Source organism: Ligilactobacillus sp. (genome assembly GCF_036846325.1).
GTDB lineage: Bacteria > Bacillota > Bacilli > Lactobacillales > Lactobacillaceae > Ligilactobacillus.
This window is the reverse complement of the sequence record NZ_DAIUCE010000064.1, coordinates 1-11,025: the sequence shown is the minus strand read 5'-3', so window position 1 is coordinate 11,025 and position 11,025 is coordinate 1. Positions and strand designations below refer to the sequence as shown.

Sequence of the window (11,025 nt, the reverse complement as noted above, 5' to 3'; positions counted from 1 at the left end):
AAATTAATAATCCTGATTTTTATGTTGGTTTAAATCTTCGTGATGGAAATAAAGGGGGAAGCGAACATAATTATCGAGAAGATTTGATTAAATGGAGCGGGATGTTGATTTTTCAACAGAAAGAAGGTTTTTAAGGTTATGTTAAAAAAGGTTGTTGCGTTGTTATCAGTCTTTATTTTGGCTTTTTCAACGTGTGCATGCAGTAAATCATCCAAAAAAGAGGCTGCTGACAGTTCTGAAACAAAGGTTGCAAAAAGAAACGATAAAAATGAAACTTCTTCGAAAAAGGAGAGCAGGGAAGAGTCTGGTGATAAAAATGATGCTGACGGAGATGAAGAACCGGAAAAATCATCATCAGCTGAACTGGTTAAGTATTATGAAGAAATCAGGCCTAAGGTTACGGCGTTTTTCAAGGAGAAGCTGGAAGAACCGAACAAGGGAAATGAAGACGGGGCTACGGTAACTGAAGACAAGGTTTCATATGACATAAAAGGTTATCGGGGCGTAAACAATATCATTTATGACGATACGATAACGACTCAAAATCATTATTCGCATGGCGTGTTATGTCTGGCACTGGATTCCTCGCGTTCCAAGGCAACAGGCGTCAATACGGTATTGATGCAATACAGGGATGATAAGGAAATAGAAAATAACGGCATCAAACTTGAAGATACTTTGTTTAAGGAACTCATCGACTTAGCCACTCCTGACAATGATAAGATAGATTACAAGGAATTAGACAAGCTCGTGTCTGAAAAAATAATGTCAGAAGAGGGCGTGACAAAAGTATACGGACATACGATTATCAAATTTGAAATGGTTGAGGCTTCCTTAAGCATGACGATAAATGTGAAGTAAGACATTTACTTGAACAGGATTGAATAAAGATAAAAGCAGCCAAGAATCTGAAAAAGGTTCCTGGCTGCTTTATTAACGTGAAATTCACTTTCAAAATTTCAAATATTCAAAAATTGTCCAACCCAAGTCACCGACTTTAAACCAGATAATGCCGTTCTCACGATGGCGAGCGGTCAAAGTAACGATTTTTCCGTCAGGAACGGAAGTGATTCTTGTGCCAAACGGCCTATCATAGAGAAACAGTTTCTTATTCGGAACAAAATCAATCTTGGCTTTGATTTTGAGGCTGATACAGTCTGAAAATCTGTTTTCAAGTTTTAAGGTTTTTTCTGGTTGAACCGAACTGTATTCCATCAGATCATGGTCAAAGCAAGCCCAAATGTTTCCTCCGAGGCAATGCCATTTTTCACCCGAAACGAGTTCGATTGTCTCAAAAATCTGCCAAACAGTGTTTTTGGCGATGATAACGCGCGTCTTGCGACCATTAGGCGCATCCGAGCAACAATAAAAATCCTTGAAACGAAGAAAACCGATGTCATAGCTGACGTCTGCATATTCGTCGCGACGGTAGTAATAAGTTACGACTTGCTGTCTGTCTTTGAAAAATCCAGTGACGGGACCGCTCGCATGCTTGACTGAATATCCCAAAACGGCCGGTGAACTCAGTGCATATTCATCATTTAAACCACCGCTGATGAAAACAGGTTTTTGAAGAAAGTGTCTGTCGTCCATGTCCTGACAGAAAATCCAAACCAGCCCTGCGTTTTTTTTACGATAGGTTAGAGTAATTGCACCATATTCCATTGAAAAAACCGAGGTGAATCCTGTAATTTTAATCAAGTCGAAATTTTCGAATTCCTTAAACGTTACTTTAAGTTTTTCACCGCGATTCCCGGAGATTATTTCCGGAGATTGAAGCGCATGGTGATTTTCGTCCTGATAAATGATGATAATGGTCGAATCCGGCTTAGAGGAAGTTTCAGGGGAACTTGTTTCCGGTTCGGAAGCTGATACGAAGACAGAATCTTCTGCTGGAGGAACTTGATTAATCATGGTGACGTCCGGTGCGGTATGCTTTTTTGCAAAACGCGATCTTCGAACGTTTCGATTGAAAATTCTTTTAAAGTATGTTCCTAAAGACATCAAACTCCCACCTTTCAACCATTAAGCATAGTTCAATTATATCAAGCAACTTGAAACAATTCCACAAAAAAGACGGGTTTCCCCGTCTGATGACAGATTTATTTGCGGTTCTTCAAGCTGATTTCAGTGATGTTTTTCCGTGCCGTGATCAACGCCTGCTTGGCTTTTTCACCTAAAAGATGTTCCTTGACGAATTCTATTTCCTTTTCCGTAATCGGTCGAAGCTTGTTTGAAATGATGATTTCGGCGTCATCGTTCTTCTTTTTAAAAACAACTTTTGAATTGCCCAGGGTAAAGACCTTAATGAAGTGAACGGGCGTGTTCATCAATTCGCGACGGATTTTACGCGCATAACTGTTGGTTACGTCAATTAATTGCATGGTAAATTCCTCCTAAATTTATTATACAGTCCTCTCATATACCTTTATTATACGTTATTTTTGTGAAATACTAAATAAAAAAGAGCTCAATAATTAAAAAATACTGAGACTCTTTTTAAAATCAGATATTTGTCAGATGTTATGATTTAGCTGTACTTTCTGCTATGACAATCTGATTATTTTCGATTTTGGCTGCAAAGTCTTTGACGGACGGATGATCAAGGCAAAAGTCCGTAACCTTGTCCTCAATCTGCTCTTGAATCGTTCTGCGCAATGGTCTTGCTCCCATTTTCTTATCATAGCCTAATTCAACGAGCTTGTCGCATACGGGACGCGTTACGGATAATGACATTTGCTTTTCCCGCAGCATCTTATTTACGTCTTGAAGCATCAAATCAACGATTTTGCCAAGATCCTCCTTGGAAAGGGCGTTGAATTCGATGATGTCATCGAAACGATTCAAGAATTCAGGCTTGAAATATCGACTCAGTTTGTCCAGAATCGAGTTGGTCGTCCCATTGGCTTCGGCGCCGAAGCCGACATTGATGACGGAATCTCCGCTTCCGGCATTGCTTGTCATAATGATAATCGTATCTTTGAAGCTGACTGTCTGGCCCTTGGAATCAGTCAGACGTCCATCATCAAGGATTTGCAGGAACATGTGCATGACGTCGGGATGAGCCTTTTCAATTTCATCCAGCAGAATCAGGCTATACGGATGACGGCGTACCTGTTCGGTCAATTGACCGGCTTCTTCATATCCGACGTATCCTGGAGGAGATCCGATAAGTTTTGAAACCGAGAATTTTTCCATGTATTCGCTCATATCGAAACGAATCATGGAATCTTTGGATCCAAACAGTTCCTCTGCCAGCTGCTTGGCCGTTTCGGTCTTGCCAACCCCTGTTGGTCCGACAAACAGGAAACTTCCGATTGGACGATTCGACTTATTGAAGCCGACGCGATTTCTTCTGATGGCACGGGCCGTTTTGGTTACTGCCTCATCTTGACCGATAACGTGTTTTTTCAAGGAATCGGCAAGGTTGCGCAATTGATTTTGCTCTTTTTCCTTCAATTCACCGACAGGAATTTGAGTCATTTCCTCAACGATTGCTTCCATGTCTTTATCGGAGACAACCGGAGCATTTTCTTCAGAAACGGAATTCTGTTTCATTTCCGTGAATTTGTTGACCTGATCTCTGTAATAGGCGGCTTTTTCGTAATCTTCCTCTTTAAGAGCCGCCTGTTTGTTTGCTTCGGCATGTGAAATCTTGTCGTCAAGAACTTTTGGATCAGCCGCATGAATCGTCAAATTCTTTTTTGATCCTGCCTCATCCAGCAAATCGATAGCCTTATCGGGCAGGAAACGGTCCTGAATATAGCGCGATGACAGCAAAACAGCGGCGTTAATTGCTTCTTCAGTGTATTTTACGTGATGATAAGCCTCGTATTTTGGCTTGATTCCCTTTAGAATTTCGATGGTCTCGGCAGTTGAAGGCTCGTCAACGCGCACCGGTTGAAGTCGTCTGGCCAGGGCGGCGTCTTTTTCGATTGAGCGGTATTCATTCAGCGTCGTTGCACCGACGAGTTGAAGCTCACCGCGAGCAAGGGCAGGCTTTAAAACGTTTCCCGCATCCATGCGGCCCTCGCTGTCGCCTGCTCCGACGATTTCGTGGATCTCATCGATGAAGAGGATCGTATTTTGATCACGTTTCAGTTCGCTCATCAGCTGCTGCATTCGTTCCTCGAATTGACCGCGATATCCTGTTCCCTGGACAAGCGAAACAACGTCAAGTCGGATAACGCGTTTATCGAGCAGTTTTTGTGGTACGTCGCCATCAACGATCTTTTGAGCCAATCCTTCGACAACGGCTGTTTTGCCAACGCCTGCTTCGCCAATCAGAACGGGATTGTTTTTGGTACGGCGATTTAAGATTTCGATGACGCGGGCTATTTCCTTGTCGCGGCCGATAACGGGATCGATGCGACCGTTTCTGGCTTCTTCAGTCAAATCCAATCCGAACTTACCAAGAATGGTGTCACCGTTTCCGCCCGGTGCGTCTCGCGGAGCGGATTGCCGTTGATTTTGATTTGGCTGATTTCTTTGGGCCATTGCCTTGAAGAGATCGTCAAGAGAATTGAAGCCAAAGGGATCTTGCAACGGTTGATTCTGAGATCTGTTTGAGCGCTCGCGAAATTCACCATAGCATTCAGAGCAAAGGTCAATTGCCGTTTGGTGACCATTGATGCTTGTTGTTAAGTGAATTGTTGCTGGGTTCTTATGACAATTTTGACATAGCAAATGTTTCACGACCTTTCATGGAATACAAAGCTTTTGACCAACTTTGACCTTTTATATCTTCAATTATACTATGGTAATTTCAAATCGCAAGCAAAATGATCCGGATATGTTATAATATGTTGAAATCAGCATGAACGGAGGCATGTTTCATGGCAAGAGATTATGAAAAGCTGTTAAACGATTTGCATGACGGCAAAATTGAAACGTTTGAAGTGACAAAGGAAGAGTTTATGGATTTTCAAAAAGTCTTTATGGACTCGAACTTCAGAAAAAAAGTAATTGGCGAGGCCAAACGGGGCGGAGGAGCGATTTACCACTATGACAAAGGTGATGAGTTCTGAGAATCAGTTAAAAAAATAAATTAGTCGTAATGATACCAACAAAAACTTGTCTAACTTCTAAAAACATGATATCATATGGCTTATAGGGGCAGTGCGTTCTTGTTAGTTTTTATTAGCACTAATGAAAACGGTATTATGGGTGACGATTTTGTTTTTCATCCGTTTTCACAAGACGTACGGTCCAAATTTCATTTTATAACTCAAAGGAGCATGATCCACAATGGAAAAGAAAGATTTTCACGTAATCGCAGAAACAGGTATTCACGCACGCCCGGCTACGCTTTTGGTACAGGCTGCAAGCAAGTTCAACTCTGACATCACTTTGGAATACCAAGGCAAGTCAGTTAACTTGAAGTCAATCATGGGCGTTATGTCACTGGGCGTTGGTCAAAATGCCGACATCACGATTTCTGCAGAAGGCGGAGACGAAGCAGAAGCAATTGCTGCTATCGCTGATACAATGGCTAAGGAAGGACTTGCTGAATAATGACGAAAATGTTAAAAGGGATTGCAGCTAGTGATGGGATTGCAGCTGCTAAGGCTTATATGCTTGTACAACCCGATTTATCATTTTCTGAAACAAGCATTGACGATCCTGAAGCTGAAATTAAGCGTTTAGATGATGCCGTTGAAGCATCAAAGAGCGAACTTGAACTTATCAAGCAGAAGGCAACGGAAAACCTGGGCGAAGAAGAGGCACAGGTTTTTGAAGCTCACTTGACGATCTTGGCTGATCCTGAACTTCTCGGACAGATCAAGGATAAGATCAAGAATGAAAAGGTTAATGCCGAAGCAGCTTTGAAGAGCGTAACCGATATGTTTATCGGAATGTTTGAAGCTATGACCGACAATGCTTACATGCAAGAGCGCGCAGGTGACATCCGCGATGTCACAAAGCGCATCATGAGTCATTTGCTTGGTGTTACCTTGCCTAATCCGGCGCTTATTCAAGAAGAAGTCGTAATTGTTGCGCATGACCTGACGCCTTCTGACACGGCTCAGCTTGATCGTAACTACGTCAAGGGCTTCATTACTGATATTGGCGGCCGTACTTCTCATTCGGCAATCATGTCGCGTACGCTTGAAATCCCTGCCGTAGTCGGTTCCGGATCTGCGACAACGGATATTCAGGAAGGCGAAATGGTTATCATCGATGGTATTAACGGTGATGCATTGATTGACCCAACGGATGCCGAACTTGCTGATTATAAGCAAAAAGCGGCCGATTTTGCCGCACAAAAAGAAGAATGGGCTCGTCTCAAGGACGCCAAGTCCGTTTCTGCCGATGGCAAGGAAGTGCTGCTTGGTGCAAACATCGGTACGCCTGATGACGTTTCGGGTGCAAATGATAATGGCGCTGAGGCCGTTGGTCTGTTCCGTTCAGAATTTCTTTACATGAATTCGAATGAACTTCCTACAGAAGACGAACAGTATGAAGCATACAAGGCAGCTCTTGAAGGCATGAACGGCAAGCAGGTTGTCGTTCGTACAATGGATATCGGTGGTGATAAGGAACTTCCTTATCTTCCGCTTCCTGAAGAACAAAACCCGTTCCTGGGTTACCGTGCTATTCGTATCTGCCTTAATCGTCAGGACATTTTCCGTACGCAGCTTCGGGCATTGCTTCGCGCATCCAAGTACGGACGTTTGGCAATCATGTTCCCAATGATTGCGACCGTACAGGAATTCAAGGATGCCAAGGCAATTTTTGAAGAAGAAAAGGCAAGTCTTGTTGCTTCCGGAGTGGAAGTTTCTGATGATATCCAGGTAGGGATGATGATGGAAATCCCTGCTGCTGCGATGATCGCGGACAAGTTGGCTAAGTACGCTGATTTCTTCAGTATCGGAACAAACGACTTGATTCAATATTCAATGGCTGCTGATCGCGGCAATGAACGCGTTTCCTATCTTTATCAGCCATACAATCCTTCAATTTTGCGTCTGATCAAGAATATTATTGATTCTTCTCATAAAGAAGGCAAATGGACTGGCATGTGCGGTGAAATGGCCGGAGATCAAATTGCCGTTCCATTGTTGCTTGGATTGGGCTTGGACGAATTCTCAATGAGCGCAACTTCAATTTTGAAGACGCGCAGTCTGATTAAGAAACTTGATTCTAACAAGATGAAAGAATTAGCGGACAAAGCAGTTTCTGATTGTGAAACAGTTGATGAAGTCGTTTCTTTGGTAAAGGAATTTACTAAGTAAGACTATTTTTAAAGGCTGGGATTTTCCCAGTCTTTTTTTGTTCGGGAAACCTGCTCGTTTTTTAAGATTTTATACCGATTTCGGAACTTGCCATGTTGAATGATTGCAATTGCTAATTTAAAAACATATAATAAAAAATGACTAACTGAGAGTATCAAGGGAGGAACTTACGTGAATATTGGGATATTTACGGATACCTTTTATCCGCAGGTTAGCGGTGTTGGAACATCAATTGCAACACTTCGAAATCAGCTTGAGCGTATGGGGCATACTGTTTATATTTTTACGACAACCGATCCTAAAATCGAAAAGAAAATTTATGAAAGAAACACTTTTCGTTTCACAAGCATTCCATTTGTTTCGTTTACAGATCGGAGAATTGCAGTTCGCGGATTGTTTCAGGCGTATGAGGTCGCAAAGGAACTGAATTTGGATATTATTCATACACAGACTGAATTTTCAATGGGACTGATTGGGAAGTTTGTTGCCAAGAACTTGAAAATCCCTTGTCTTCATACATACCATACGATGTATGAGGATTACCTCCATTATGTAGCGAAGGGAAAGATTCTGAAGCCATCACACGTGAAGGTCATGACGAGATCGTTTTGTTCCAATATGAACGGCATAGTTGCGCCTAGCGAAAGAGTTTTAAATACTCTGCGCGGATACGGAGTTTCGGAACCGATCAGCATAATTCCGACCGGAGTCGATTTAACCAGGTTTGAAAAAGGAAACAGGACCGGCATTCGTGCGAAATACAGTATTTCACCCAATACGCCGCTGATATTGACGCTGAGTCGCCTGGCCTTTGAAAAGGACATTGACCGCTTGCTAAGTGACTTTCCCAAGATTAAGAAGGATATTCCCAGGGCAAGATTGATGATTGTTGGAGAAGGACCTGCCAGGACAAGTCTTGAACGTCAAGCGGAGGAACTCTGCATTTCAAAAGACGTCATCTTTACTGGTGAGATTCCGAACGATAAGGTGACGGATTATTATCACGCGGCTGACCTGTTCGTTTCAACGTCGGTCTCTGAGTCTCAAGGTCTTACGTATATTGAAGCAGTAGCCTCAGGACTTAAGGTCGTCACGACCCATAGTCCGTATACCGATGACTTGTTTGATGATCCGAATATCGGAATGACGTTTGGAGACCAGGACGAGTGCGTTGAAAAAACGGTTGAATATTTGAAGAATCCTGAGGAATACAGTGATGAAACTCCAAGATTGAATAAATTGCGTGAAATTTCAGCTGATTTGTTCGGAAAAAGGATTGTTGAATATTATGCCGAATGCCTTGAAATGTATTCGAAATCTGAAAAATATAAAGCACAGGCAAGATAAGGGGTTTATTAACTATGCTTGATATACACATGTTCTCATCGGCAACGAAGGTCAAGGGTCAGGGAGTTGGCAGCGCATACCTTGAGCTGATTCGATTGCTTGAAGAGCATCATGCCGACAGCATGAAAATTTCAATTAATAAATTCGGAAAAGCAGATATCAGTCACTACCATACGATTGATCCGCTTTTTTACCTTTCGACGATGCGTCCGGGACACGGAATCAGAATCGGATATGTTCATTTTCTGCCTGAGACGCTTGAAGGCAGCTTGAGAATTCCTCAGCCGTTTAAAGGCATATTTTATCGATACGTGATTGCATTTTACAGGAAAATGGATGCAATCGTCGTGGTGAATCCCAGTTTCATTCCTAAATTAAGCGCATACGGAATTTCTGAAGATAAGATCACCTATATTCCGAATTTTGTTTCGGCGAATGAATTTTACGAGATGGAAGACTCTGATAAAATTCGCTTGAGGAAACGTCTGAACATTTCTGAGGATGATTTCGTCGTTATCGGAGTCGGACAGCTTCAGGAAAGAAAGGGCGTTTTTGATTTCATTGAGTTGGCCATGCGTCATCCCGAATTAAAATTTGTCTGGGTCGGCGGTTTTTCGTTTGGAAAGATGACGGATGGTTACGAAGAATTGAAAAAAGTCATGGACAATCCGCCGGAAAACCTTTATTTTCCGGGAATCGTCGACAGAAGCCAAATGAATGAGTATTACAATATGGCAGATTTGTTTTTGCTTCCTTCGTTCAATGAGCTTTTTCCGATGAGCGTTCTTGAAGCGTGCAGCACGAATACGCCCGTCATGCTGCGCGACCTGCCGTTGTATCATTCGATTATTTCGGGCAAGTACGAGCCGTGCAGGGATTTTGACGAAATGGATGAAAAGTTGACGAATCTTGTTTCTTCACCGGAAAGAATGGACGAGTTGAAAGGATTTGCGCAAGACGTTTCAAACGAATATTCCGAAGAAAGGCTAGCGGCAATCTGGCAGCGGTATTATGAGTGCCAGGCTAGAAAAAACATGAAATGACAAGGAAAAACAAAATTATGATCTGTATCATGGTCGCGATTGGTGCGTTGATTTGCTATGCATCATTGAAAGGAGTTTCATATGAGGAGCTTGTTCGTGATCTTCAAGGATTGAAATGGTCGTGGGCCATGGTCGCAGTGTTGTCGATGGCTCTGTCAGTTGTTTTTGAAGCGCTTATCGTTAAAATTCTGGTTCAGCAGCATCTTCCTTGTTATCCGATGCGGGATGCAATCAGAGTTCCGATGATTGAATTGTTGTTTAACGGAATTACGCCGTTTTCAACTGGCGGTCAGCCGGCGCAATTGTTTGCGTTGATGCAGTCAGGAGTTGACGCCGGGCGTGCGACTTCAATGCTGTTGATGAAATTCGTCGTTTATCAGTCAATGATCGTCGTGAATTTTATCGTTTGTATTTTGATTGGCTTTCGTTTTATTGCCGATAAGCTGCACGTGTTGTCAATGCTGATAATATTTGGATTTCTAATTCATTTTGCTGTTATCGCAAGCTTAATCATGATCATGTATTGGTATGATTTTACGAAAAAGATGGTCAGAGTGATGATCAGGCCGCTGAGTTTGTTTTTAAATGATGAACGCCTGGAAAAAATTAAAGGAAGCGTCGACGATAAGATTGATTCGTTTTATGAAGAGAGTTTGAGGCTTCGGGCAGACTGGGGACTTTTGATCAAGATTTCGCTTTTGACTCTGGTGCAGCTTTTCTTCTACTATCTGATTCCGTACTTTATTTTGCTCTCTCTTGGCGTAACCCATGTCAATGTTTTGCTTGTGATGACGATGCATGTTCTGATTGTGATGATTATTTCGCTTTTTCCGATTCCCGGTGGGGCAGGCGGGGCAGAACTCAGCTTTTCGATGGTGTTCTCGACGTTTATTTCGGGTCACGGGAAACTGGTTTTAGCAATGCTTCTATGGCGTGCGGTCACTTATTATTTCGTAATTTTTGCTGGGATCGGTGCCTTGGCAGTCAAGCCTGTCAAGATCAAAGCAGAAGATTAAATACCGCCTTGAAGTTTTCTAGCTTCAGGGCGTTTTTTATTAGCTTTCGCAAAGTTTTTCATAAAACTTGTGATAATGCGTGTATGTTAGGCTTAAATTTGCTAAAATAATAATCGGTAAGCCAAAGTGATGGCTGATAATTTGAAAACGAGGAGAGTCTACTATGGAAAATTCACAACTTGTAGCAATCATCAAGCGCTTGGATGCAATGTCAAATAGCGAAGGAAACGAAGTGTCTTCGCGTCGTTTTGAAAAGGACGGTGAAGAACGCGGCTTTGTGACGTTTGATCCTGCTACCGAAACCTATACGCTTGAAGAAATTGCTTCAAAGCAAAAATTTGAATTCGACGATATTGACCTTGCCGCAATGGAGATTTACGATCT

At 42.4% G+C, this 11,025-nt stretch carries 11 protein-coding genes; 8 read left to right on the top strand and 3 right to left on the bottom strand.

From position 1 onward, the window contains the following. The first annotated feature begins 138 nt into the window (after positions 1-138). The gene (locus V7Z60_RS06940) at positions 139-861 is read left to right on the top strand and encodes a hypothetical protein (protein ID WP_334117110.1); all 723 of its coding nucleotides are present in this window, start codon (positions 139-141) and stop codon (positions 859-861) included. Between the two features lie 90 nt (positions 862-951). On the opposite strand, the gene V7Z60_RS06935 is transcribed toward V7Z60_RS06940, so the two are convergent. The 3 genes from V7Z60_RS06935 to V7Z60_RS06925 all read right to left on the bottom strand — a co-directional run bounded on the left by V7Z60_RS06935 (position 952) and on the right by V7Z60_RS06925 (position 4,686). After that, the gene (locus V7Z60_RS06935; RefSeq protein WP_334117109.1) at positions 952-2,004 is read right to left on the bottom strand and encodes a MucBP domain-containing protein; all 1,053 of its coding nucleotides are present in this window, start codon (positions 2,002-2,004) and stop codon (positions 952-954) included. Between the two features lie 98 nt (positions 2,005-2,102). Beyond that, positions 2,103-2,384 carry a DUF1827 family protein gene (locus V7Z60_RS06930; RefSeq protein ID WP_334117108.1) on the bottom strand — a complete coding sequence of 94 codons (282 nt, stop codon included), beginning with the start codon at positions 2,382-2,384 and terminating at the stop codon, positions 2,103-2,105. 139 nt (positions 2,385-2,523) lie between these two features. Continuing rightward, positions 2,524-4,686 (bottom strand): ATP-dependent Clp protease ATP-binding subunit, encoded by a 2,163-nt coding sequence (locus V7Z60_RS06925; protein ID WP_334117111.1) that lies wholly within the window; start codon positions 4,684-4,686, stop codon positions 2,524-2,526. Between the two features lie 149 nt (positions 4,687-4,835). Between V7Z60_RS06925 and V7Z60_RS06920 the strand changes: the two genes are divergently transcribed. The 7 genes from V7Z60_RS06920 to V7Z60_RS06890 all read left to right on the top strand — a co-directional run. Further along, complete coding sequence (locus V7Z60_RS06920; RefSeq protein ID WP_334117107.1) at positions 4,836-5,027, top strand: hypothetical protein; 192 nt, start codon at positions 4,836-4,838, stop codon at positions 5,025-5,027. A gap of 220 nt (positions 5,028-5,247) precedes the next feature. After that, positions 5,248-5,514: a phosphocarrier protein HPr gene (locus V7Z60_RS06915; protein WP_003692688.1), complete on the top strand. Its 267-nt coding sequence runs from the start codon at positions 5,248-5,250 to the stop codon at positions 5,512-5,514. After that, positions 5,514-7,235: a phosphoenolpyruvate--protein phosphotransferase gene (ptsP, locus tag V7Z60_RS06910; protein ID WP_334117106.1), complete on the top strand. Its 1,722-nt coding sequence runs from the start codon at positions 5,514-5,516 to the stop codon at positions 7,233-7,235. Before V7Z60_RS06915 ends, ptsP begins: the two co-directional genes overlap by 1 nt. 171 nt (positions 7,236-7,406) lie before the next feature. Continuing rightward, positions 7,407-8,582, top strand: a complete 1,176-nt coding sequence (locus tag V7Z60_RS06905; RefSeq protein ID WP_334117105.1) for a glycosyltransferase family 4 protein — start codon at positions 7,407-7,409, stop codon at positions 8,580-8,582. A 14-nt stretch (positions 8,583-8,596) separates the two neighbouring features. Then, positions 8,597-9,625, top strand: coding sequence for a glycosyltransferase family 4 protein (locus V7Z60_RS06900; RefSeq protein WP_334117104.1), 1,029 nt, complete (start codon positions 8,597-8,599; stop codon positions 9,623-9,625). Beyond that, positions 9,622-10,641, top strand: a complete 1,020-nt coding sequence (locus V7Z60_RS06895) for a lysylphosphatidylglycerol synthase transmembrane domain-containing protein (protein WP_334117103.1) — start codon at positions 9,622-9,624, stop codon at positions 10,639-10,641. Before V7Z60_RS06900 ends, V7Z60_RS06895 begins: the two co-directional genes overlap by 4 nt. A gap of 163 nt (positions 10,642-10,804) precedes the next feature. Next, positions 10,805-11,025, top strand: a 221-nt coding sequence (locus V7Z60_RS06890) for a YkuJ family protein (protein ID WP_334117102.1), incomplete at its 3' end; no start/stop codon positions are given.

Coding starts and splice junctions, on each gene's coding strand:
- V7Z60_RS06940 (WP_334117110.1), top strand. CDS start 139: ATGTTAAAAAAGGTTGTTGCGTTGTTATCAGTCTTTATTTTGGCTTTT.
- V7Z60_RS06915 (WP_003692688.1), top strand. CDS start 5,248: ATGGAAAAGAAAGATTTTCACGTAATCGCAGAAACAGGTATTCACGCA.
- V7Z60_RS06920 (WP_334117107.1), top strand. CDS start 4,836: ATGGCAAGAGATTATGAAAAGCTGTTAAACGATTTGCATGACGGCAAA.
- V7Z60_RS06900 (WP_334117104.1), top strand. CDS start 8,597: ATGCTTGATATACACATGTTCTCATCGGCAACGAAGGTCAAGGGTCAG.
- ptsP (WP_334117106.1), top strand. CDS start 5,514: ATGACGAAAATGTTAAAAGGGATTGCAGCTAGTGATGGGATTGCAGCT.
- V7Z60_RS06895 (WP_334117103.1), top strand. CDS start 9,622: ATGACAAGGAAAAACAAAATTATGATCTGTATCATGGTCGCGATTGGT.
- V7Z60_RS06930 (WP_334117108.1), bottom strand. CDS start 2,384: ATGCAATTAATTGACGTAACCAACAGTTATGCGCGTAAAATCCGTCGC.
- V7Z60_RS06935 (WP_334117109.1), bottom strand. CDS start 2,004: ATGTCTTTAGGAACATACTTTAAAAGAATTTTCAATCGAAACGTTCGA.